The sequence below is a fragment of the Saccharospirillum alexandrii genome, from assembly GCF_004000275.1.
GTDB classification, from domain to species: domain Bacteria; phylum Pseudomonadota; class Gammaproteobacteria; order Pseudomonadales; family Natronospirillaceae; genus Saccharospirillum; species Saccharospirillum alexandrii.
Map to the genome: position 1 here is coordinate 402122 of NZ_RCIP01000001.1, position 23748 is coordinate 425869.

The window sequence follows — 23748 nt, forward strand, 5'->3', positions numbered from 1 at the left end:
GCCCGCTCGAATACGGTCCCTTGGTAGGGGTAGGTTCGGGTGAGATGCCTGTTAACAGTTCGACTCAATGTATGTGTCCTGTTCACCCGCCGGGTGATTTTGACATCCAACACGTGGCCCATGGTAGGGGTCACCACTGAAGGAGCACCACAATGCCTGTAATTACCCTTCCAGACGGTTCCCAGCGCTCGTTCGAACAACCCGTCAGCATCCTGCAAATTGCCGAAGACATCGGCCCTGGCCTTGCCAAAAACGCGGTAGCCGGCCGTATTGATGGCGCCCGTGTTGATCTGGTCGATGTGGTCAGCAGTGACGCAGCGGTAGAGATCATTACGCCGAAAGACGACGACGGTCTGGAAATTATCCGGCACTCCTGCGCTCACTTGCTTGGCCATGCCGTCAAGCAGCTGTGGCCGGATGCGCGCATGGCGATCGGCCCGACCATTGAAAACGGCTTCTATTACGACATCGATATGGAGCACCGTCTGACCGAAGACGATCTGGTCGCGCTGGAAAAACGCATGCTGGAATTGGCCAAGACCAATTACCCGGTGGTGCGCCACAAGGTCAGCTGGCAGGAAGCGGTAGACGCTTTCAAGGCACGCAATGAGCCGTACAAGCTGGAGATTCTGGAGCAAAACGTCGCCCGGGATGACCGGCCAGGCTTGTACCACCATGAAGAATACGTCGACATGTGCCGCGGTCCGCACGTGCCGAACATGAAGTTCTGTCACCATTTCAAATTGATGCGGGTGTCCGGTGCTTACTGGCGCGGCGACAGCAACAATGCCCAACTGCAGCGGATCTACGGCACTGCCTGGGCCGACAAGAAGCAACTGAAAGCGCATCTGCATTTTCTGGAAGAGGCGGCCAAACGCGACCATCGCAAGATTGGCAAAAAGCTCGACCTGTTTCACTTGCAGGAAGAAGCGCCCGGCATGGTGTTCTGGCACGCCAACGGCTGGACGCTGTATCAGGTGATCGAGCAGTACATGCGCCAGAAACAGCGCGAACATGGCTACCAGGAAATTCGCACGCCGCAGATTGTTGACCGGTCGTTGTGGGAGAAGTCGGGCCACTGGGACAAATTCGGTGACGACATGTTCACCACCCACAGTGAATCCCGGGATAACGCCGTCAAGCCGATGAACTGCCCCTGCCACATTCAGGTGTTCAATCAGGGTCTGAAAAGCTATCGCGACCTGCCGTTGCGACTGGCTGAGTTCGGCAGCTGCCACCGTAACGAAGCCTCCGGTGCTTTGCACGGCATCATGCGCGTACGGGGCTTTACCCAGGACGATGGCCACATTTTTTGCGCAGAATCCCAGATCCAGTCAGAAGTGGCTCAGTTCATCGAAATGTTGAACGAGGTCTATTACGACTTCGGGTTCGATGAAGTCATTCTGAAACTGTCGACTCGCCCTGAAAAACGCGTCGGTAACGATGAAGACTGGGATCGTGCCGAGCAGGCACTGGCCTCGGCGCTGGATGCCTATGGCAAACCCTGGTCGCTGTTGCCGGGCGAAGGGGCCTTTTATGGCCCGAAAGTGGAGTTCACGCTGAAAGACAGTCTCGGTCGGATGTGGCAGTGTGGTACCATTCAGGTCGACTTCTCAATGCCGGGTCGTCTGGACGCCCAATATGTGGATGAACATGGCGACCGGCAGACACCGGTTATGCTGCACCGGGCGACACTGGGCAGCTTTGAACGCTTCATTGGCATCCTGATCGAGCAGCATGCCGGGGCGATGCCCCCCTGGCTGGCACCGGTGCAGGCCATGGTGTGCAACATCACCGATGCGCAGGCCGATTTCGTACAAAAAGTGCAAAATCGCTTGATTTCTGAAGGGTTTAGAGCCAAAGCCGACTTGAGAAATGAGAAGATCGGCTTTAAAATCCGCGAGCATACAATTCAGCGAGTTCCTTATTTACTGGTTATTGGTGATAAGGAAGTCGAAAACGAGGCCGTAGCGGTCCGCACCCGAGAGGGCAAAGATCTTGGTGTCATGTCCATTGACGCGTTCATCGAGATACTCAGCGCGGATAACGCCCGAAAAGGCCGTCTGGTAGAAATGGAGAGTGAGTTATAAAACGCAACGCGAAAGGTGCAAAAGCGGCGGCTAACCGTCATGTCGTAAATGATCAGATCAAGGCGGACGAAGTTCGCCTGATCGGTTCCGGCGGTGAGCAAATCGGAGTGGTTCCCTTGCAAGAGGCCCTGCAGAAAGCTGAGCAGGAAGGCCTGGAACTGGTGCAAATTTCGAACGGCGATCCAGTGGTCTGCAAGATCATGGACCTCGGCAAAAAACTCTACGAAGAGAAGAAAGCCAAGGCAGTGGCCAAGAAAAACCAGGTTCAGGTGCAAGTTAAGGAAGTCAAATTCCGGCCGAACACCGACATTGGTGACTACAACGTCAAGCTGCGTAATCTGACTCGTTTTCTTGAGCATGGCGACAAAACTAAGGTCACCCTGCGCTTCCGGGGCCGGGAAATGGCTCACCAGGAACTGGGTATGGAGTTGCTGGCTCGCGTTGCGACAGATCTTGAGCATCTGGCAACAGTCGAGCAGCGGCCAAAAATGGAAGGCCGTCAGCTGACCATGGTGATGGCGCCAATCAAGAAGAAATAAGGCGTTTACAGGAATAATCAGCTTAACGGCTGGTTATTCCGGCAGGGTCTGGTATCCTGCGCGCTGCGACGGCCTGGAGCCGTCGTTTTTTATGGTGGGTTGAAAGGCTTTTGGCCGGTTAGACCATCGTTGAAGGGGCTCGGGGTGCGCAAGCATCACTGGGCGACATGGCAACCGTTAGCTCCCGATGTCGGGTTTACCAGGCATCACCGGGGATGCGACACGGTTATTGGAAGTAGATCGGGAGATTGAAAATGCCTAAGATCAAGAGCAACTCTGGCGCTGCAAAGCGCTTTAAGAAGACGGCCAACGGCTTTAAGCACAAGCAGTCTTTCCGCAGCCACATCCTGACCAAGAAGAGCACCAAGCGTAAGCGTCATCTGCGCGGTACCCAGCTTATTGCTGAGTCCGACGTAGCGCTGATCAAGCGCATGCTGCCCTACATTTAAGGTCTGGCCTTGCTGTTAAAAACAGCAGGCTGAAAAACAGGATTAGGAGGAAAGAAATATGGCACGTGTAAAACGTGGTGTAGTGGCTCGTCGTCGCCACAAGAAGGTACTGGACCAGGCTAAAGGCTATTACGGTGCTCGTTCACGAGTCTTCCGTGTGGCCAAGCAAGCGGTCATCAAGGCAGGACAGTATGCGTATCGCGACCGTCGTCAGCGTAAGCGTCAGTTCCGCGCCTTGTGGATTGCCCGTATCAATGCCGAAGCCCGGGTGAACGGTCTGTCATACAGCAAGTTCATCAATGGCTTGAAGAAAGCAGCGATCGAAATCGACCGTAAGATCCTGGCGGATCTGGCGGTGCACGACAAGGTTGCCTTTGCTGCACTGACCGAGCAGGCAAAAGCCAAGCTGGCTTGAGACTGACTGGTTAAAAAAAACCCGCCGGATGGCGGGTTTTTTTATGGCTCAGGATTCTATGAGCGCGCAAGGTTTTCCGGGGTTCAGGCCGGCGGCAATACCTGGTGCAGTGCGCTCAGGTCAGAACGCTCAAAGGCATCCAGGTTGGCCAGCGTGACCGCGGTGATGGCTTGCAGCGCTTCTTTGGTGAAGAACGCCTGGTGGCCGGTGATCAGCACATTGCGAAAGGTCAGTAGGCGGGCAAACACATCGTCACGCAAAATGTCGTCTGAATTGTCTTCAAAGAACAGGTCGGCTTCTTCCTCGTAGACATCGAGCCCGAGGTAACCCACCGCGCCGGTTTTCAGTGAGGTGATGACATCGCTGGTGTTGATCAGCGCACCGCGGCTGGTGTTGATCACCATGACGCCATGCTTCATTTTTGCCAGGGTGTCTTTGTTGATGATGTGCCGGGTTGAGGCGACCAGCGGACAGTGCAGAGAAATGATGTCGCTGTGGGCCCACAGCTCATCCAGTTCAACGTATTCGGCACCAGCGGTAACGGCTGCGTCGCTGGGGTAGGGGTCGTAGCAGATGACCCGGCACCCGAAGCCATGCATGATGCGAATGAATGCCTGGCCGATTTTACCGGTACCGATCACACCGACGGTTTTGCCATGCACATCAAAACCAAGCAGGCCGTGCAGGCTGTAGTCGTTTTCGCGAACTCGGTTGTAAGCCCGATGCGAGTTACGGTTGAGTCCCAGAATCAACGCGACGGCATGCTCGGCCACGGCAAAGGGCGAGTATTCGGGTACCCGGGCAACAGTGATGCCCAGCTCAACGGCTGCTGGCAAATCCACATTGTTGAATCCCGCGCAACGCAGCGCCACCAGTGAAATGCCCTGCTTGTGCAGTTGCTCCAGCGTTGGTCGGTCGACACTGTCGTTGACGAAGCAGCAGACCGCATCGTGCCCCTGGCTGAGCGTTGCCGTCTGGGCATTCAAGTGGGGTTCGAGAAAGGTGAACTGGTGCTGTGACTGCGTGACCTGGGTAAAGAAGCGAATGTCATAAGGTTTACTGCTGAAGACGGCGACTTTCATGGTTGACGAGCTCCCTGTGCCGGTCCGTGGATGTGTGAGTGCAGGGCGTAGTAAAGAGTGACTGGCCCGGCTGACGCCAGCATTGCCCTATTGCTGGCTGAAATCAACCCGCTGGCCATTCAGCTGCAGAGACAGAACCCGAATTTCCTCTTTCAGGTCGCCGTCTTCATAGCGCCCGAAACGCATCGGGGTGTAACCCAGGCCGGGCGCGATCCAGATCAGCTTGCGTTCATCGCGGCTGACCGGTTCGGTCTGCTCAACGATCCAGGTGTAGATCTCGCCCTGCGGCAGTTGCAGCATTTCTTCACCGATAACCCGAAACGACATGTCGTCAGGCCGCTTATGGCGCAGCACATTCAGCGTGATGGATTCTTCACCGCGAGCCAGGGCCTGTTGCAACGCCAACTGGTAGCCGATGGCATCATAAATGGGGGCTGCGAAACCTTCGTCGATACGGTCTTTTTCCACACGCCCGGTGACACGCTGACGTTCATGGTCGAAGCGCAATGACTTGGTGGTTTTGACCCAGAACACCTTGCTTTCGAATTCATAGCGCGTCGGCCGAATCTGGTCGTCAACCACCGTCAGCCAGCTTTCTTCGCGAAGCGACAGGGTGCGGCCATCGGTACTCAGGCGATAGTGCCATTCATCGGGCGCGGTTTCCCGCAATTGCAGCGTGCCGCGGGCTTTAATATCGATGGCGCCATGCCGTATGGCTTCCATTTCGGCCGTGAACGGTTGCATGCCCTCGGCCAGGGCCGTCAGGGACAGAGCATAGATGAGTGAGCTGATGAGCAATCGTTTCATAGCGATGCAGTATCCAGCAGACGCCCGCCTTTGGGAAGGGGCTGGTCATCCAGTAACACCTGGTTGGCGTCGAGACGCAGCCGCCCCTTTACAAACCAGTCAACGACCGTCGGGTAGAGTCTGTGTTCCTGAGCCAGTACTTTCCGAGCCAGCGACTCGGCATCGTCCTGGTCTGAAATAGGGACTTCTACCTGGGCAATCGGCGGGCCACCATCGAGTTCGGCGGTTACAAAATGCACGGTAGCACCCGCTTGTGAATCGCCGGCGTCGAGCGCACGCTGGTGGGTATTCAGGCCAGGGTATCGGGGCAGCAGAGAAGGGTGGATATTGATCATCTTCCCTGGAAATCGCCTGACGAAATCGTCGGTGAGAATGCGCATGAAACCGGCCAGAACAATCAGATCGGGTTGCTGGGCTTCGATCAGCTCAGCCAGGGCAGCATCGAAGGCTGCCCGGTTGGCATAGCCGGTGTGGTCGAGCGTCAGCGCCTTTACGCCCGCCTGACGTGCCCTTGACAGACCAAAGGCGTCAGGACGGTTTGAAATCACCGCGACGATATCGGCATCCAGTGAACCAGTCTGGCACTGATCAAGCAGTGATTGCAGATTGGAGCCCCCGCCACTGATCAGCACAACGATGCGAGTCACGGTTAAACTCCGTCGATGATGACAGCGTCGCCCGTGCGTTGCTCAACCTGACCCATCACCACCGGGCTTTCGCCGCTGGCTTTCAGCTGGCTGAGAATGTCTTCCTGTTCACTGGCGGGCACAACCAGCACCAGGCCAATGCCGCAGTTGAAAGTGCGGTACATTTCATGGGCATCAATGTTGCCTGCTTTCTTCAGCCAGTCGAAAACCGGTGGCTGAGTCCAGCTGTGGGCATTCAGTCGGATCGCCATCGACTCGGGCACCACTCTTGGCAAGTTTTCATAGAAACCGCCGCCGGTGATGTGAGAGATGGCATGAACGGACTGGTTGGCCAGCAGACGCAACACCGATTTAACGTAAATGCGGGTGGGGGCCATCAGCGCATCGGCCAGGGTGGTCTCACCCATAGGCTGTTGCAGGTCGGCGCCGGAGACTTCGATGACCTTGCGAATCAGCGAATAGCCGTTGGAATGCGGGCCAGAGGAGGGCAGGCCGATCACGCTGTCGCCAACGCGCACCCGAGTGCCATCAATGATGTTGTCTTCTTCGACCACGCCGGTGCAGAAACCAGCCAGGTCATAGTCATCGCCCTGGTACATGCCGGGCATTTCTGCGGTCTCGCCGCCGACCAGCGAGCAGTTCGCCTGCTGGCAGCCTTCACCAATGCCTTGCACCACCCGAGAGGCGATATCGACCGACAGTTTGCCGGTGGCGTAGTAATCGAGAAAGAACAGCGGCTCGGCACCGCAGACGATCAGGTCGTTCACGCACATGGCGACCAGATCGATGCCAATGGTGTCGTGACGTCCCAGTTCCATGGCCAGTTTCAATTTGGTGCCAACCCCATCAGTGCCAGACACAAGAACCGGCTTCTTATAGTGGCTGGGAATTCGACAGAGGGCGCCGAAACCACCCAGGCCACCCATGACTTCGGGGCGTCGGGTACGTTTCACGGTGTCTTTGATGCGTTCCACCAATTCATTGCCAGCGTTGATATCAACACCGGCGTCTTTGTAACTCAGGGGTTTGGGCGCGTCTGACATCACTGGCTCCATTGCGGCAATTCGAATAAAAGAAGGGTCTGGTCAGAACCGTTGCGTCAGCGGGTGACGATCCTGGCCACAGCCCTCTTGGGCGCGCGGATTGTAGCAGGCCCTGTGTGTGGAATCAGCTTGTCTGTTCGGTCAGGAAATGACGGTCGCTTTGCACAATAATATCGACGACACGACCTGATTTTCACCGCGCGCTCTGTCACAATAGTCGATCATCACCTAATAGAAGCCGGACTTATGCTTTTTCGAACTGTCTCCCTTGCCTGTTTGCTGTTACTGGCACTGCCTGTTTGGGCGGCCCGGACGGTAGATGTCTATTCCGACTCAGCCATTCTTGCTCAGAATGCCTCCGACCGGGATCAGAATCAGGCAGTACGAGAAGCACTGGGCCGGGTGCTGATTCGAGCGACCGGTGATGCCGATATTGCCAGCCAGGGGCGTACAGAACCTTTGCTGCGCAACGCAACCGATTACTTGTCGACTTTCCGCTTCCAGGCGAGCGACACCTTGCTGACCAATGTGCTCGGTGAATCCGTTGCAACCAAGCGTATGGTCATGCAATTTGACCAGCAGGCCATTGAACAATGGCTGGTGAACCAGCGTTTGCCGGTTTGGGGAACGCGGCGCCCGGAAGTGCTGCTGTGGCTGGGCGACCGTCTGCAGGGGCAAGACCGCATTTTGACCGATGGTGACAACCATGAACTGGCGGTGGCGCTGGGTAATCGGCTCGAGGAGCGCGGCTTGCCGGTCTTGCTGCCGATCATGGACCTGACCGATACCCTTAATGTCTCTTTTACCGACGTCTACGGTCTGTTTACGGGCGATATTGAAGCCGCATCGGAGCGATACCCGAACGATGCCATAGCGGTCGGCCGGGTGGCGCAGCAAAGCGGTGGCTTTCAGGCCGATCTGGTGTTTCTGGTGCGCGACAATCGTGAGCGTTTGCAAGTCACTGGAGAGTCCGAAGCGGAACTGATGCAGGCACTGGCCGATGAACTGTCGAACCGGATTGCCGATCAGTACGCCGTGCTGCGCGACCCGGCAATGGCCGGGCAGTTGGCTTTGCGGGTAAATAACGTCACTGAACTGGCGACATTGGCCGCCGTAGAACGTTATCTCGAATCCTTGAATGTGGTCTCCCAGATCACCCTGCGCCAGGTTGAGGCAGACTCAGTGCAATTTGACCTGGAGATCAGTGGTGACCGCAACCAGCTACGGGACGTGTTAGCGCTGGACCGCCGGATTCTGCCGGTAGAAGAGCTGACCCTCGAAGCCCAGCTGGATAGCGAACTGGTGTATCGCTGGCAATGATTACCCGTCTTTTTCCAGGGCGAGCACTGACTGATTTCAACCACCCGGCAGGATTAAGCTCCGTGCCGGCCGCCAGGAGATACTGAGTGGCGATTCAACAACTCCCTCTTGGCGTCACCTTTCGGGAAGATGCCGTTTTTGAAGACTATCTGCCCGGTGACAATGCCCAAACGCTGGGCGCATTGCGCCATGCTCTGGCGCGCCTGGATGAGACCCTGATCTATCTCTGGGGTGCGAGCGGCTCGGGCCTTACGCACTTGTTGCAGGCCTGTGTTCACGACCTGCAATCGCAGGGTCTGGAGAGTCTCTATCTGCCGCTGGCCGACTGTGTGCAATACGGCCCGGACGCCCTGGAAGGGCTGGATGAAATGGCGGTGCTGGCCCTCGATGACATCGACAGCATTGCGGGACTGCCCGACTGGGAAGAGGCCTTGTTTCATTTGTTCAACCGGATGCGAGACAGTGGTCGGGTATTACTGGTCACCAGCCACACCAGCCCGCTAAACCCCACCGTCGCCTTGCCCGATCTGGCTTCGCGCCTGAGCTGGGGCTTAACCTTTCACATTCAGCCGCTGACCGACGAACAGAAAACCGACTGGCTGATCTGGAAGGCGCGGCGCCGGGGGCTAACCATGGAACCGGATGTGGCGGCTTTTCTGATCAACAGAGCGGCGCGATCGATGACCGCACTGGTGGATGCCTTCGAACGGCTCGATCACGGCTCTCTCGCTCAGCAACGCCGGCTGACCATTCCCTTTGTGAAATCCGAGCTCGGGCTCTGAGCTCAGTCGTCCTCATTCGGGTCCCGCGGGGCGTCCTCTTCATGGTCTGACTCGTCGTCTGCCGGTTCAGGCTCAAGGCCGTGCACCTGCGCATAGAGGTGGATGAAGGTGCGCACCGAGTCTTCCGCCTGAACCGCCATCAGGCCTTCGGTATCCATGATCCAGCGGCGCTGATCATCCAGATCCAGAGGGTCGATATCGGTAAACAGCTCGCTAACCGGGACAACCTCGGCGGCGACTTCTTTGTCGTAGGCGTCGTACATCATGTCGAGGCAGTATTCCACCAGAGCCGGGTCTTCGCAGTAGACTTCGCCGTCGTTCAGGTCTTCGGCCCACTCCTTCAGCACATCCAGCACGGTTTCGCCGCGATCCAACAAGTCTTGCAGAGGCGGGGCGCCGGCGGCATTCTGCCCGCTGTCCCAGTCGATGAGCCAGGCGTCTTCCGGCTTGAGCAGGACACTTTTGTACTGGCCGCTTTTCAGGCTCCAGGCGACCGAATAGGGGTACCCCTGATCTTCATCCGTCACTTCAAAGGCGATAAAAACCGGTAATTGCATCGGGTTCGTTTCCGTCATCAGTAAAGGCGCGCAGTATAACGGTCGCAAGGCCCGAGGCACAGGACACCGGACAAGGCATCCCCTATACTGGCGGCTTTGTACTGAAGAAAGGGTGTCGGTTTGATGAGTGATGAACGCCAGCTCCGTAATTTCTACGACCGGGATGCTGAAGAACAAAACGCTTTTCTGGAAAATACCTGGTGTAATCACTGCCAGCAAGTGGATCTGGGCATGTCGGACCCGGTTGAATACACCCTGAAAGGGCGGTTGTTCATTGAAGGGCAGTGCCGGGTGTGTGGCGCGACGGTTACCACCGAACTGGTTGAAGACGATGATGACGTAGATGGCTGAGCCACTGCGCATTCTCTATGAAGATAACTGGTTGCTGGCCGTCGACAAACCCGCGGGTTTGCTGATGCACCCCAGCTGGATTGACCGGTCCGCCACCGACACCCTGGCAGGCCGGGTAAAACACTACCTGCATGGGGTGCCGGTTCATACCGTACACCGGCTCGACCGGCCCACCTCGGGCATTGTGCTGATCGGCAAGACCGCCGACGTGGCGCGCCATCTGGCCGACCAGTTTGCCAGCCGCACGGTTGCCAAAACCTACTGGGCACTGGCGCGTGGTTTCACCGCCGAAGCCTTTGGGTGTGACCGGGCGCTGGTGGAAGAACCCGATGCCGTTTCGGACCGTAAAGCACAGCAAAACAAGGCCGCCCAGCCAGCAGAGACGCAGTTTCGGCGCCTCGCCATTGCCGAAGTCGGTCTGGCCGTCAGCCGTTATCCCAAGACGCGGCTCAGCCTGCTCGAGTGTCACCCGCAAACCGGGCGAAAGCACCAGATACGCCGCCATCTTAAAACCCTGCGCCACCCAATTCTCGGTGATACACGTTACGGCGACCGGCACCATAATCACTGGGCTTTACAACATCTGGTGCTGAGTACACTAGCCCTGCGCGCTATGGAATTGAGCCTGTCGCACCCGGAAACGGGCGAGCGTCTGTGCCTTCGGGCCGGACTGAATGACGGTTGGACTGATCTGCTTCGCCAGCTTGGCTGGTATAGCCTGCAAACTACCGTCTCGACAGGACAGGAAGCCGATTGAATGAGGCCCGGTAACGCTCAAAAACAGTCGACAGAAACACCGACCAAATCGGTGTCCGATCTCGATCTCGGGTTCATCGCCCGATCACTCTGGCCCTATCTATGGGCCTACCGCGGGCGTGTGTCCATCGCCCTGGTGTTTCTGGTAGCCGCCAAAGGAGTGGCGGTAGCCATGCCCTGGGCACTGAAGCACATCGTTGACGGGCTCGATTCGCAACAAGCCCAGGTGGTTGCCGTGCCGCTGGCGTTTTTGTTCGCCTATGGTTTTTTCCGCTTCACCTCAGTGGCCTTTGGCGAGCTGCGTGATGCCATTTTTTCGCGCGTGACCGAGCGCGCCATGCGGCTAGCATCGCTGGAAGTATTTGAACATTTGCATCAACTGGAGCTCGATTACCATCTGAGCCGCCAGACCGGTGGTCTGAGCCGTGACATTGAGCGCGGCACCAGCAGCATTCATTTTCTGCTGCGGTTTCTGGTATTTAATATTGTGCCAACGGTCCTGGAACTGTCGATGGTCGCGGCCATTCTGATCATCAATTTCAATGTCTGGTTTGCACTGATTACGCTGTTTGCTGTGGTGGTTTTCGTGCTGTTCACCGTGGTCATTACCGAGTGGCGCAACCGCTTCGTGCGCGAGGCCAATACGCTCGACAGCCAGACTAACACGCGCGCCATCGATTCGCTGTTGAACTATGAAACGGTTAAATACTTCGGCAATGAAGCCTGGGAAGCAAAACACTACGATCGGAACCTTGAGCAATGGGAAGGCGCCCGGCTGAAAAACCGGATGTCTCTGCTGATGCTCAACACCGGTCAGGCACTGATTGTGTCAGCGTCGCTGACGCTGATGATGTGGTTGGCCGCGCGGGATGTCGTCAGCGGTGCGATCACCCTCGGCGATCTGGTAATGGTGAACGCCTATGTGATTCAGCTGTTCATCCCCCTGAACTTTCTGGGTTTCGTGTACCGGGAGATTCGACGGGCCCTGACCGATATTGAAAAGCTCTTTGGATTGCTCAGGCGGCCGGCGGCCATTACCGACCCCGAAGGTGGCACCGAACTTGCCGTGCCGGAAGGCCGTATTGAGTTTGATCAGGTCGACTTTGGCTACCATGCCGATCGCACTATTTTGCATCACTTCAGCCTGACCATTGAAGCCGGTCAGAAAGTAGCCCTGGTGGGGAACAGCGGCGCCGGCAAATCTACCGTTGGGCGGTTGCTGTTTCGTTTTTACGATCCGCTGGCCGGTGACATCCGCATCGATGGTCAGTCGATTTCCTCGGTCACGCAATACAGTTTGCGCCAGGCCATTGGCGTGGTCCCACAAGATACCGTGCTGTTTAACGACTCCCTGTTTAACAACGTACGCTATGGCAACCCCGATGCGCCGGACGATGACGTCTGGCGCGCCATCCGCATGGCGCACCTGGAAGACTTCATCAACAGTCTACCCGAGCGGGAGCATACCCAGGTCGGTGAGCGCGGGTTGAAAGTATCCGGCGGAGAGAAGCAGCGAATTGCCATTGCCCGGGTGTTGCTAAAGGACCCGCCCATTCTGGTGTTCGATGAAGCCACCTCGGCGCTGGATTCACACGCCGAGCAGGCGATTCTGACGGCGATGAATGAAGTTTCCCGTAACCGCACCAGCATCGTTATAGCGCACCGTCTGTCGACGGTCATCGACGCCGATGCCATCGTGGTGATGCAGGGCGGGCAAGTGGTTGAGAGCGGAACCCATGCGAAACTCTTGGCGGCCGACGGCGTTTATGCGAGCCTATGGCGCACCCAGCTCGATTCACAAAGCAGTTAATTTGGAGGCCCGGCCGTGAGCGTACTCAGACCCATGCATGAAGCCGATTTCAAAGCGTTCTGGCCGGTGTTTACCAAGATATTGCAGCGCCGTGAAACCTATTCACTGGACCCGGGCCTGCCGCTGGAGCAAGGCCTGCGTGACTGGCTGGAGTACCCCGATGAATCCTGGGTGGTTGAACAGGACGGCAAGATCAAAGCGATTTACTATCTGAAAGCCAACGCCACCGGGCCGGGTGCTCATGTCTGCAACTGTGGCTATATGGTCAGTTTGTCGGCGCGCGGCCAGGGTTTGGCCCGAATGATGTGCGAGCATTCACAGCAACGGGCGCTAGAGCTCGGGTACAAGGCGATGCAATTCAATTCAGTGGTGTCCACCAACCGGGTGGCGGTCACTCTTTGGGAAAAGCTGGGTTTTCGCAAAGTGGGTGTCCTGCCCCGGGCGTTTAAGCACCCGGAGCATGGCTACATCGATTCGTTCGTTATGTACAAATGGTTGGAAGAGTGATTCAGCTTACTCAACCGGTTCAGTCAGCGATGCTTCACGGTCGACCGCTTGCGCCGGGCTAATCAGCCGGATCACCTTGCTGCGAGACACCCAACCAACGAACTCGCCGGTATCTGTCGTTACCGCAATGGGTGCAGTGTCGCGAATCATCCGGGGCATCAGACTTTCCAGGTCAGCCGATTCGAGAACGCTGGATACCGGTGACACGCTTTCCCGCAGGGTTTCCTGCGTAGCCGCGTGCAAATTGCTCAGTGTGACGATGCCCTTCAGGTAGTTGCCTTCCAGTACGGTGGCGTAGTCGAATCCATGGCGCATCATCCAGTCTTTGGCTTTGGTAACGGTTGTGTCGGTGTTCAGCGTAGATACCGGTTTGGCCAGGACGTGATGCGCTTTCAATACCTTGCCCCGATTCACGTCTTTGACAAAGTCGGCGACATAGTCATTTTGCGGAGACAGCAGAATGTCCTGAGGGTCACCCTGTTGCACCAGCGCGCCGTCTTTGAGAATGGCAATGCGGTTGCCCAGACGCAGGGCTTCGTCAAGATCGTGAGTGATAAAGACAATGGTTTTGTGCAGCTGTTGCTGAAGCTTCATCAGCAAGTCCTGCATTTCTTTTCGGATCAGCGGATCGAGGGCTGAAAAGGCTTCGTCCATCAGCAGAATATCCGGGTTGGTAGCCAAAGCCCGGGCCAGGCCGACGCGTTGTTGCATGCCGCCTGACAGCTCATGAGGGTGCTGATCACCGAAGCCCTGCAAACCAACTTGTTCGAGCCAGTCGTTCGCGATGACGCGTGCATTTTTTTTATCGATGCCCTGTATCGTCAACCCATAGGCAACGTTGTCGAGCACGGTTTTGTGGGGGAAGAGGGCGAAACGCTGAAACACCATCGACATCTTGTGCCGGCGCAGTTGAATGAGTTCATCCTGGCGCAGATTCAGTACGTTCTCGCCGTCTATGCGAATGCTGCCTGAAGTCGGGTCTATTAACCGGTTGATGTGCCGGATCAGTGTCGATTTGCCGGAACCGGACAAGCCCATGATGACAAAAAGCTCACCTTCTTCGATAGACAGATTGACATCCTGCAAGCCCAGGGTGTGACCGGAGTCGGCCAGCAAGTCGTCTTTCGACAGCCCTTTTTTCACTGCTTGAAGATGACGCTTGGGGTTCGGGCCAAATATTTTATAGATCCCCGAGATGTCGATCTTGGCCATTATTTATCTCCCTGCTTCGGGTATTGCAGGCGCTTGCCATAAGCCTGGGTGACTCGGTCGAACAGAATAGCCAATGCAACAATGGCCAGCCCTGCCAGAAGGCCACGACCTACCTCAAGCCGGTTTATGCCGGCCAACACTTCCTGCCCGAGACCGCGCGCACCGATCATTGAGGCGACCACCACCATGGAGAGGGCCATCATCGTTGTCTGGTTGATACCCGCCATGATGTTGGGGAGAGCCAGCGGCAATTGCACGCCGAGCAGCTTTTGGCGGCGGGTTGCACCAAACGCCGTTGCCGCTTCCATGACCGAATGATCCACCAGGCGAATGCCGAGATCAGTGAGGCGAATCAGCGGTGGTACAGCATAGACAATAGTGGCGATCAGAGCGGGTACCTTGCCCAGACCAAACAGCATAACCACCGGAATCAGGTAGACAAAGCTGGGCATGGTTTGCATGACATCGAGAATGGGCAGCGCTATTTTGCGAAACCGTTCGGACAACGACATCAGCACACCGACCGGTATGCCGACAACCAGACACATGATCAGCGCAACGATCATCAGCGCCAGCGTTTGCATGCCTCGATCCCATTGCCCGATGATGCCAATAAACAGCATCAGCAGAGTCACTCCGACTACCAGAGTCCAGCGTCGACTGCCAAACCAGGCGACGACCGCCAGAGCAGCAATGACCAGATACCAGGGGGAATTGCGCAACAGTTGTTCGACGGATACCAGAAACGTCAGCAAGGGCTGACTTAATCTTTCCAGTGAATCGGCATAGTCAATCACCAGCTGATTAACAAAACCATCAATACCCTGGCGCAGGGAACGTGCATCAAGAATCTCGGGGAAGGCCACACATGCGTCCTTTGGTTACGGCGGGCAGGAAAGTGAGCGGCTGTTGCACACAGCCGCCCGGTGGTGGGCGATTAACGGGCTGCTTTTACTTTTTCAGCCACGTCGGCCGGTACCCACTGAGTCCAGAGTGATTCGTAGTTGGCCAGGAAGTACTCTGCAACCTGGTCGGGTTCGGCGCCCTGTTCATCGGCCCAGGCCAGCAGCGTGTTCACCTCATTGGTCGGGATGTTGATGTCAGCAAAGAAGGCGGCAATTTCAGGAGCGTCTTCCTGAAGGGCGGTCGGAATGGTTTTTTGAATACTCGCCTTTGGAAACGCACTGGCCACAGGGGCTTCGCATTCAGGGTCCATATTGCAACGATGACCTTCGGGATCGTAGGCGGGCATCTCGAGTTCGACCATATCATACTTGCCCAGCACTGCCGTTGGTGACCAGTAGTAGGTGACAAACGGCCGCTGGCGCGCGTAGGACGAGGCAATGGCAGCGTCCAGTGCAGCGCCACTGCCCGGCGAAAACATGATGTAGTCGTCTTCAAGGCCAAAGGCTTGCAACAGGTTATTGTTGATGGCACCACAGACCCAGCCTTCCGGGCAGTTGTAGATTCGGCCCATTCCAGGTTCTTCGCGGTCTTCGAACAGTTCTTTGTAATCTGGCAAATCATACACCGAGGTGAGGCCCGGGTTTTCATCAGCGACATAACGGGGAATCCACCAGCTTTCGACGCCGCCGGAATAGACGTCACCCAGAGAGACGACATCGCCCGCTTCGTTGGCGCTAACCCAGTTTTCAGGCGCGGAATCGATCCATAATTCGTTGTACAGATCGACATCGCCACGCACAACGGCGGCGATCATCGGCACTGTGTCGCCGGATTCAACAACAACGTCGCACCCGTAGCCGTCTTCTAAGATGGCTTTTTCGATTTCGACCATCATCAGGTTCGACATCCAGCTCATGCCCGCCAGGCGCACATTCCGGTCCAGTTCACAGGCCTGAGCCGTTCCAATCAGGCTTACAATCGCAAGCCCCAACCAGGTGAGGTATTTCATAGGTGATTCCTTTTTCAGTGTTATTGGGTGAACGCTGTGTTGCCAGTATGCAGGTCACAGTGACGTAATCTGCACACAGTATTGACCAGTCAAATCTGTTTTTCCAACCCGGAGGGCGGCCATCAATGACCGCGGATAACAAATTACGCGCAATTGCGGGGTTTGGACGCCCTTGAATTGCAGAGTCCGGTCTGATGCTTGAGAAGCGCGTCGTACCAATGCAGGATGGCACCTCCAGAGCCCGCATTGCTAAGGTAGCCCCATGACAGAGACCCCCGTTTCACTGTTGCAGACCGAACAGGAGGGTGCATTACGAGTGATCAGCCTGCACCGCCCTCAAGCCCTGAATGCCCTGGATCTGAGCTTGATTGCAGCACTGGATGCCGCACTGACCGACGCTTTTGCCGACGACACGGTTAGCAGCATTTGGTTGCAGAGCTCCCAGGCCCGGGCATTTTGTGCTGGCGGCGATGTGAAAGCCCTTTATCAGGCGTCAGTCAATCAACCCGCCGACGTTCAGCGAGCGGAAGCCGTCCGCTATTTTGCAGCGGAGTATCAATTGGATGCAAAAATTGAACACAGCCCAAAACCCATTGTGGTCTGGGGGCGCGGCCTGGTGATGGGCGGTGGCTGGGGTCTATTTGCCGGAGGCGATTTGAAACTGGTGGATGCCGAAGCCCGCTTTGCCATGCCGGAATTGCAAATTGGCCTGTTTCCCGATGTCGGGGCGGCTCACTTTCTGCAGAAGCCAGACTGGCGCGCGGGCACCCTGATTGGCTGCTCGGGCATTCACCTGATGGCGAGTGACGTGGTTGCGCTCGATTATGCCGACCGCTGTGTCGATGAGTCGACGGCGGCGGATCTGAAGCACCGGCTGGCCAGCGGCAGCACGTTGGCCGACCTGCCAATCGATGACAGTGAAGACGACTCCGTTCGCCAAAGCCGGGAGGGCTGGCAGGCCGCGCTGGATACCTTGCCCGAGCCCAGCCTCAGTGACTGGATGGCGCAGGTGTCACGCTCAGCATTTGAACCTTTTAAGCAGGCTGCACGTCAATGGCAGACCGGCTCGTCGCTGAGTGTGGCACTGACCTGGCATCATTTTCGGCGTTTGCGGGGTGCCAGTCGGGTTGAGGCGCTGAATCAGGATTTGATGGTGGGTGCCCATGCGGTGGCAGAGCGAGAATTTCTTGAGGGGGTGCGCGCCTTGTTAGTCGACAAAGACAAATCACCGGCCTGGCTTTACCCCAGTGTGATATCTGTGCCCATGAACCTGATCGACCGGTTTTATCGGCCATTGTCAGATGCGCCAGTGATTTCAGCCGATCCGTTCCGGGCAATTGATGGATAACAGTATTCTTTTTTCCAGTAACCAAGCACAGGACCTAATGATGACGACACCTCACACTCTGGCCGGAAAACACATCGCCATCACCGGTGGTGGTCGTGGCCTGGGACTGCAAATGGCCACATCACTGGTTGAGGCTGGCGCCCGGGTTGCGCTGATCGACATCGACCAGGCACTGGTTGAGCAGGCAGCGGCGCAGTTGAGAGACCAGGGTCATGCCGCCCGAGGCTATACCTGCAATGTCGCCGATGAAGCTTCAGTGCAGGCACTGTTTGACCAACTCAAACAGGACGAGCCCCAGCTTGACGGGCTGGTCAACAACGCCGGTATCTTGCGCGATGGCTTGCTGGTCAGAGTCAAAGACGGTGACATTCAGACCATGACCCTGGCTCAGTGGCAGGCGGTGATCGACGTTAACCTGACCGGTGTCTTTTTATGTGGACGCGAAGCCGCCGCCTGGATGGTGGCTGGCCAGACACCGGGGGTGATTATCAACATCAGCTCCATTTCGCAGGCCGGGAATATGGGGCAGACCAATTACAGTGCGGCCAAGGCGGGCGTTACCGCCATGACCGTTACCTGGGCGAAAGAACTGGCGCGTTACGGCATTCGCGTGGCGGGCATTGCTCCGGGTTTCATCGAGACCGAAATGACCGGCAGCATGAAGCCGGAGGCGCTGGAGCGTGTCAAGCAGTCTGTACCCCTGAACCGCGTAGGGCAGCCGGACAATATCGCCCGGGCAGTCACATTTATTCTGACGAACGATTACTATTCGGGACGCATTCTGGAAGTGGACGGCGGGTTGCGTATTTAACGCGCCCACTGTCTTTACCCAGTAAAGAATAGTGCGTCACAAGAGGATTCCCGTCATGACCACAGAGATTGTAATTGTCGCCGCCAAACGCACTCCCATGGGCGGCTTTCAGGGCGCGCTGAGTGGCCTCTCGGCCACCGAGTTGGGGGCCGCTGTGATTGCCGCCAACCTGAGCGACAGCGGTGTAACACCGAATCAGGTGCAGGAATTGCTGATGGGTTGCGTACTGCCCGCTGGCCTCGGCCAGGCACCGGCGCGCCAGGCCGCACTTGGCGGCGGCTTGCCGGAATCGGTACCGGCAACCACGGTCAACAAGGTCTGTGGCTCCGGCATGAAAACCGTGATGATGGCCGCCGACCAGATTCGCACCGGCCAAATCGACATCGCCATTGCCGGCGGTATGGAATCGATGACCAATGCGCCTTATTTAATGGACAAGGCACGTTCCGGCTACCGCATGGGTCACCAGAAGGTCTACGACCATATGTTTTTGGATGGCCTGGAAGATGCCTACGACGGCAACGCCATGGGCGTGCATGCTCAGACGACGGCCAATGAATTCAAGATCAGCCGCGAAGCCATGGATGAGTTTGCGCTGCGCAGCCTAAGCCGCGCCCAGACCGCGATTGAACAGGGCTACTTTACCGCCGAAATTGTGCCGGTAACGGTCAGCTCGCGTAAGGGTGACACCCTGGTAGAACAGGATGAACAACCCGGCCAGGCCCGCCCGGATAAGATTCCGCAGCTGCGTCCTGCCTTTGCCAAAGATGGCACCATCACCGCGGCCAACTCAAGCTCGATCAGCGATGGCGCCGCCGCGCTGACACTGATGAGCCGCAACAAGGCCGAAGAGCTGGGCCTAAAGCCACTGGCTGTCATTCGCAGCTATGCCAGCCATGCCCAGGCGCCCAGCACTTTTACCTGCGCGCCCATTGGTGCAATGAACAAGGCGTTGGAACAGGCTGGCTGGAAAGCAGAAGACATCGAAGTGGCCGAAATCAACGAAGCCTTCGCCATGGTTACCATGCTGGGCATGCAGGAAGTTGGTTTAAGTCCGGAGATCACCAACGTCACCGGCGGCGCCTGTGCGCTGGGTCATCCACTGGGTTGCTCTGGCGCTCGCATACTGGTGACTTTACTGCACAACATGATCCGGCTGGATCGGAAGAAGGGCATGGCTGCGTTGTGCATTGGCGGTGGTGAAGGCACAGCCATGTGCCTTGAGCGTTTATAAGCCTGAATTCTTGATTGTATTAAACCTCAAAACTGGTCAACACCGGCCTGGCACAACTCAAGCCAGGCCTGAATGCCGGGGCTGTGGTACTTCTGGCGGTGCAGCACCAGATAAAAGTCCCGGCTGAAATCCCGGTGGGGCAGCCTGAGCGGAACCAGGGTGCCGCGCCTGAATGCTTCTTTTAGCGAGACATGTGACAAACAACTGATGCCCAGACCGGCTTCAACAGCGCGCTTTATTGCCTCAGTGTGTTCCAGCTCCAGCTCGATGGTCAGATCAGACCAAATGCCGTGCATGCCACGCTCAAACGTTTGTCGGGTACCTGAACCGGACTCGCGAACAATCCAGTTTGCCTCCAGCAGGTGCTGGTCGTTCAGGGTTTGAACGCGGGCGAGCGGGTGATCCGGTGCGCAAAACGCGACCAGAGTGTCGCTGCGCCAGCGCTGGATATCCAGATCGGGGTGGTTGATTTCGCCCTCAATCATGCCCAGATCTAGTTCAAAGTTCAGTACCTGGTCGACAATGGTTTGGGTATTGGCAACCTTGAGCTGTACCCGCGCCGAGGACTGACGAGCCTTAAACTGCGCCATTAACCCGACGGCGAGGTAGTTGCCGATGGTCAGTGTTGCTCCGACCTTGAGCAAGCCCAAGTCCTGATGATGGGCCAGTGCCTGGTCCATCTCCAGCGCCTGCGCAAGCAAGGCTTCTGCCCTTGGCCAGAGCTGTCTGCCAAGCTCATTCAGCTTCAGGCGTTTACCCGCCCGTTCAAACAGCCGGACTGAATACAGTGACTCCAGTTCTTTGAGAGAACCCGAGGCCGCCGATTGTGACATGTTCAAACTGGTGGCCGCACGGCTGATGTTTTCGTAATGGGCCGTGGCCAGAAAGACCTGTAATTGACGCAACGTAAATTTCATAGTTAAAAAACCGATAACGCTTATTGATAATAGGCATTTTGCCGATAAGGCTGGTCTCGGTATAGTAGTGTTATATAACTTATTATTCTTTTTTTAGAGGTTTATATGTCTAATTTGAATATAGAGACGGTCACCAGCGTTCAGCACTGGAACGACACCTTGTTCAGCTTCAAGACCAGCCGTGATCCGGGTTTTCGCTTCAAGAACGGTTACTTCACCATGATCGGCCTGGAGCAGGACACCGGCCGTCCGTTGCTGCGTGCCTATTCCATTGCCAGCGCCAACTATGAAGAAGAACTCGAGTTTTTCAGCATCAAGGTACCCGACGGCCCGCTGACCTCCCAGTTGCAGAACATTAAACCCGGCGACCAGATCTACGTAGGCCGCAAGCCGACCGGTACTCTCGTAACCGACCACCTGCTGCCCGGTAAAAACCTCTGGTTGCTGTCGACCGGAACCGGCCTGGCGCCGTTCTTAAGCATCATCAAAGACCCGGAAATCTACGAACAGTTCGATCGGGTCATTTTGACGCATGGTGTACGCCATGTGTCAGAGCTGGCCTATCGCGACATGATCGAACAGGAGCTGCACGAGCACGAGTACTTCGGTGAAGTCATTCAGGAAAAACTGCTCTATTACCCAACGGTCACCCGCGAACCCTTCCGCAACCAGGGTCGTCTTACAGACCTGATGACAAGCGGTAAGTTGTTTTCAGACCTGGGCCTGCCAGCACCGAACAAAGAAGATGACCGCTTCATGCTCTGCGGCAGCCCGGCCATGCTGAAAGACACCACCGCCATTCTGGACGAGATGGGCTTCAACGAAACCCGTGCCGGACATATTGGCGAGTATGTGATTGAGCGGGCTTTTGTAGAGAAGTAATATTTATTTAGCTTTTGAAATGGATCAAAAAGATTGACTCCATAGCGAGTGTGGCTGCCGGGTATATCCCTCCGGGGGAGTCCGCAGCAAGGATGCTGCGGTCTAGGCCCCATGGACGGGTTTACGCCGACCCCGGAGGGGTATACCCGGTAGTCGACACGGATTCCCGCCACTGGTCTGTACCTCACCTCAGTCGTATTTGAAGCGGCTTACTGATGTTTTCTGTTGCTGGACTAGCGTGTTCAGTTGTTCGAAATTGGATACGTTGCGGCGCGCGTTGGAATAGATCGCGTCGGATAATTCCGCAATTTCCTGAATGGTTTCCGAAACGGACTCTGCCGCCTTTTGTTGCTCGGATGTGCCTTCCGCGATCATCCGGCTCATGTCGGTGATGCTGCCCAAACTGTCCAGAATCGTTTGAATGGACTTGTCCGTATTGTCGGCCTGGGTAACCAGCGATTCAGCCTTGTCCCGATTCGTGCCCATGCGGGCTACCGCCTGGTTGGCGCGTTGTTGTAGCCGGTCGATCATCTGGTAGATTTCTTCCGTAGACTGCTGGGTCTTGCTGGCCAGGCTGCGCACTTCATCGGCCACTACCGCAAAACCCCGACCCTGCTCACCCGCCCGGGCTGCCTCGATCGCCGCGTTTAACGCCAGCAGATTGGTTTGCTCTGCAATGTTCTGAATAACCTCCAGAATCTTGCCAATGTTGCTCGACTCTTGCTGCAGTTCAGATACAACGTCGCTGGTTGAATGTATTTCCTCCAGTAAGCTGCTGATCACTTCACGGCTGGCATTCATGTTTGCCTGACCTTCCGATGCCGATCCATTCACTGCCTCCACCTGAATCAGAGTGTCATTGGCATTGTCGGAAATGTGGCTGGCTGCTGCGGTCATTTCCGTCACAGCGGTGGCAATGGAAGCCGACTGATCCTTCTGGCGCAGCAGCTTGGTCGAGCTGGAGCGGGTGGTTTCCGTTACCTGTTGCGTAACAGAATCGACCTCGCCGGAGGCTCTGGTAATGTCACGAATAACCGCCTGTGTTTGCTCTACCAGTTCGTTAATGCCAGCGGAAATTTGCCCGAATTCATCCTGGGAAGTGATCTTCATTTTCTGAGTCAGGTCACCGGTGGCGACCGCGTGCAGTACCTCGGTGATGCGCTTCAGGGGCGTCCGAATACTGCGAATCAGCGACGCCATTACCAGCAGAGCCACCAGAATTGAAGCGGCCAGTACACCCCATACCGTTAATGCCGCTTGTTGTTTGGCAGAGGCAACCTCATTGGCCAGCGCGACACGCCGATTGGACAAGTCGACCGACAGCTCGGTTACTGCATCAATACTGCGATTGATGCTGTCGGCCAGTTGACCCAGCTGCAGGGTACTGAGTTCACTGGCAGCGAGGGAAGCACGATACCGGGGCAGGGTGCCGGTTTCTCCGGTTACCGCCGTTCTGAGCAGATCCATATAGGTCGACAGGTAACGAAACAGAATCTCGTTATTGCCTTCCAATCGCTCCATGCGAGTGTCGGCACGCTCGATTTCGCGTTGCAGACTGGCTTGTACATTATCGACCTGTTCGGCACTGGAAAGGCCGGTGATACCGCCGACACCCGAGCGGATAAGCGCAATTCTATCCAGAACATAGGTCGCATCTGCGCCAACCTGGCGTGAGACCGAGTCAGTCTCCATGGCCAGGTTTTCCAGCACACGGTCGACAATTTTCATGTCGTTGGTATAGGTCAGCCAGCGTGAGTTCTGTGTCTGAAATTCCGATAGAAAAGCGGCCCGACTTTCTAGGACGGTACGTCGAGTACTCAGGTGTTCTGCCGCCAGCGTCATGGCCTCGTCTACGTTGGTGTAGGCGGCTGACAGTTGTTCTTGCAGCTCAGGTGTATTTCGTAATCGATCACTCAATTGCTGATTCAGTCGATCTACTTCAACCAGCGCCGTTTCAAAATCCGCTTCGTAGCGCGCCAGGGCGTCTTCTGATTCAACCGCCGCATGCTGCGAAACCGCCTTGTTGGCATTCTGGATGCTGATGACGAGTTCGTAGGCGTTTTCAACCTGAGGAACTACCTCATCGGTCGTGATGCGAAACAGATTGGCGATGGATGCCTGGTTGCTCAGTGCTGTCAGAGAGATGCCAATGATGAGCAAGAGCATCAGGCCAAAGCCCAGAGCTGTTTTCATGACAACCGTGATTTTCATAGATCAAGCTCCATCGGCGAGATAGTATTGTGACCAAAACAATGATGCTGCACTGGCGCCTGG

The 23748-nt window shown here is 56.5% G+C and carries 24 protein-coding genes; 14 read left to right on the forward strand and 10 right to left on the reverse strand.

What is annotated here, in order from left to right; genetic code table 11:
- Positions 1-152: 152 nt before the first annotated feature.
- The 4 genes from thrS (at position 153) to rplT (ending at position 3493) form a co-directional block, all read left to right on the forward strand.
- Positions 153-2090: a threonine--tRNA ligase gene (gene thrS, locus EP166_RS01930; RefSeq protein ID WP_127555124.1), complete on the forward strand. Its 1938-nt coding sequence runs from the start codon at positions 153-155 to the stop codon at positions 2088-2090.
- Entirely contained in the window at positions 2087-2629 is a 543-nt protein-coding gene (infC, locus tag EP166_RS01935; RefSeq protein ID WP_127555125.1) for a translation initiation factor IF-3, read from the forward strand. The genes thrS and infC overlap by 4 nt, the downstream gene beginning before the upstream one ends.
- A 254-nt stretch (positions 2630-2883) precedes the next feature.
- Positions 2884-3078, forward strand: a complete 195-nt coding sequence (gene rpmI / locus EP166_RS01940; RefSeq protein ID WP_127555126.1) for a 50S ribosomal protein L35 — start codon at positions 2884-2886, stop codon at positions 3076-3078.
- Positions 3079-3136: 58 nt separating this feature from the next.
- On the forward strand, positions 3137-3493 hold the full coding sequence (gene rplT, locus EP166_RS01945; protein ID WP_127555127.1) for a 50S ribosomal protein L20: 357 nt from the start codon (positions 3137-3139) through the stop codon (positions 3491-3493).
- 83 nt (positions 3494-3576) lie between these two features.
- On the opposite strand, the gene EP166_RS01950 is transcribed toward rplT, so the two are convergent.
- The 4 genes from EP166_RS01950 to purM form a co-directional block, all read right to left on the reverse strand.
- The gene (locus EP166_RS01950) at positions 3577-4575 is read right to left on the reverse strand and encodes a 2-hydroxyacid dehydrogenase (RefSeq protein ID WP_127555128.1); all 999 of its coding nucleotides are present in this window, start codon (positions 4573-4575) and stop codon (positions 3577-3579) included.
- 87 nt (positions 4576-4662) lie between these two features.
- Positions 4663-5382 carry a DUF3108 domain-containing protein gene (locus EP166_RS01955; RefSeq protein WP_127555129.1) on the reverse strand — a complete coding sequence of 240 codons (720 nt, stop codon included), beginning with the start codon at positions 5380-5382 and terminating at the stop codon, positions 4663-4665.
- On the reverse strand, positions 5379-6029 hold the full coding sequence (gene purN / locus EP166_RS01960) for a phosphoribosylglycinamide formyltransferase (protein ID WP_127555130.1): 651 nt from the start codon (positions 6027-6029) through the stop codon (positions 5379-5381). Before purN ends, EP166_RS01955 begins: the two co-directional genes overlap by 4 nt.
- Positions 6030-6031: 2 nt before the next feature.
- On the reverse strand, positions 6032-7072 hold the full coding sequence (gene purM / locus EP166_RS01965; protein WP_127555131.1) for a phosphoribosylformylglycinamidine cyclo-ligase: 1041 nt from the start codon (positions 7070-7072) through the stop codon (positions 6032-6034).
- 246 nt (positions 7073-7318) lie between these two features.
- On the opposite strand from purM, the gene EP166_RS01970 reads away from it, so the two are divergent.
- Positions 7319-8392, forward strand: a complete 1074-nt coding sequence (locus EP166_RS01970; protein WP_127555132.1) for a DUF2066 domain-containing protein — start codon at positions 7319-7321, stop codon at positions 8390-8392.
- An 86-nt stretch (positions 8393-8478) separates the two neighbouring features.
- Complete coding sequence (gene hda, locus EP166_RS01975) at positions 8479-9174, forward strand: DnaA regulatory inactivator Hda (RefSeq protein WP_127555133.1); 696 nt, start codon at positions 8479-8481, stop codon at positions 9172-9174.
- Between the two features lie 2 nt (positions 9175-9176).
- On the opposite strand, the gene EP166_RS01980 is transcribed toward hda, so the two are convergent.
- The gene (locus EP166_RS01980; protein WP_127555134.1) at positions 9177-9731 is read right to left on the reverse strand and encodes a hypothetical protein; all 555 of its coding nucleotides are present in this window, start codon (positions 9729-9731) and stop codon (positions 9177-9179) included.
- Positions 9732-9854: 123 nt separating this feature from the next.
- Here EP166_RS01980 and EP166_RS01985 point away from each other — a divergent pair, with 123 nt between their 5' ends.
- From EP166_RS01985 to EP166_RS02000, 4 genes are read left to right on the forward strand one after another with little or no spacing between them, the layout of a single operon-like run.
- Positions 9855-10082, forward strand: a complete 228-nt coding sequence (locus EP166_RS01985; RefSeq protein WP_127555135.1) for a hypothetical protein — start codon at positions 9855-9857, stop codon at positions 10080-10082.
- On the forward strand, positions 10075-10839 hold the full coding sequence (locus EP166_RS01990) for a pseudouridine synthase (protein ID WP_127555136.1): 765 nt from the start codon (positions 10075-10077) through the stop codon (positions 10837-10839). Before EP166_RS01985 ends, EP166_RS01990 begins: the two co-directional genes overlap by 8 nt.
- On the forward strand, positions 10840-12648 hold the full coding sequence (locus EP166_RS01995) for an ABCB family ABC transporter ATP-binding protein/permease (RefSeq protein WP_127555137.1): 1809 nt from the start codon (positions 10840-10842) through the stop codon (positions 12646-12648). It abuts the gene before it with no gap.
- Between the two features lie 15 nt (positions 12649-12663).
- Positions 12664-13155, forward strand: coding sequence for a GNAT family N-acetyltransferase (locus EP166_RS02000; RefSeq protein WP_127555138.1), 492 nt, complete (start codon positions 12664-12666; stop codon positions 13153-13155).
- 6 nt (positions 13156-13161) lie between these two features.
- On the opposite strand, the gene EP166_RS02005 is transcribed toward EP166_RS02000, so the two are convergent.
- From EP166_RS02005 to EP166_RS02015, 3 genes are all read right to left on the reverse strand, one after another.
- The gene (locus EP166_RS02005) at positions 13162-14367 is read right to left on the reverse strand and encodes a quaternary amine ABC transporter ATP-binding protein (RefSeq protein WP_127555139.1); all 1206 of its coding nucleotides are present in this window, start codon (positions 14365-14367) and stop codon (positions 13162-13164) included.
- On the reverse strand, positions 14367-15233 hold the full coding sequence (locus EP166_RS02010; protein WP_220432472.1) for an ABC transporter permease: 867 nt from the start codon (positions 15231-15233) through the stop codon (positions 14367-14369). The genes EP166_RS02005 and EP166_RS02010 overlap by 1 nt, the downstream gene beginning before the upstream one ends.
- 71 nt (positions 15234-15304) lie before the next feature.
- Complete coding sequence (locus tag EP166_RS02015; RefSeq protein ID WP_127555140.1) at positions 15305-16282, reverse strand: ABC transporter substrate-binding protein; 978 nt, start codon at positions 16280-16282, stop codon at positions 15305-15307.
- Positions 16283-16544: 262 nt separating this feature from the next.
- Between EP166_RS02015 and EP166_RS02020 the strand changes: the two genes are divergently transcribed.
- The 3 genes from EP166_RS02020 to EP166_RS02030 are packed head-to-tail and all read left to right on the forward strand — an operon-like array spanning position 16545 to position 19675.
- A complete protein-coding gene (locus EP166_RS02020) occupies positions 16545-17630 on the forward strand; it encodes an enoyl-CoA hydratase/isomerase family protein (RefSeq protein WP_127555141.1) in 1086 nt (361 codons plus the stop codon).
- Between the two features lie 37 nt (positions 17631-17667).
- Positions 17668-18441, forward strand: a complete 774-nt coding sequence (locus EP166_RS02025; protein ID WP_246026197.1) for an SDR family oxidoreductase — start codon at positions 17668-17670, stop codon at positions 18439-18441.
- A gap of 55 nt (positions 18442-18496) precedes the next feature.
- Positions 18497-19675, forward strand: coding sequence for a thiolase family protein (locus EP166_RS02030; RefSeq protein WP_127555143.1), 1179 nt, complete (start codon positions 18497-18499; stop codon positions 19673-19675).
- 26 nt (positions 19676-19701) lie between these two features.
- Here the strand turns inward: EP166_RS02030 and EP166_RS02035 are convergent, their stop codons facing one another.
- A complete protein-coding gene (locus EP166_RS02035; RefSeq protein WP_127555144.1) occupies positions 19702-20592 on the reverse strand; it encodes a LysR substrate-binding domain-containing protein in 891 nt (296 codons plus the stop codon).
- Positions 20593-20697: 105 nt separating this feature from the next.
- Between EP166_RS02035 and EP166_RS02040 the strand changes: the two genes are divergently transcribed.
- Positions 20698-21474 carry a ferredoxin--NADP reductase gene (locus EP166_RS02040; RefSeq protein WP_127555145.1) on the forward strand — a complete coding sequence of 259 codons (777 nt, stop codon included), beginning with the start codon at positions 20698-20700 and terminating at the stop codon, positions 21472-21474.
- Between the two features lie 189 nt (positions 21475-21663).
- Here EP166_RS02040 and EP166_RS02045 read toward each other — a convergent pair whose 3' ends face one another.
- Positions 21664-23685 carry a methyl-accepting chemotaxis protein gene (locus EP166_RS02045; protein ID WP_127555146.1) on the reverse strand — a complete coding sequence of 674 codons (2022 nt, stop codon included), beginning with the start codon at positions 23683-23685 and terminating at the stop codon, positions 21664-21666.
- Positions 23686-23748 lie beyond the last annotated feature (63 nt).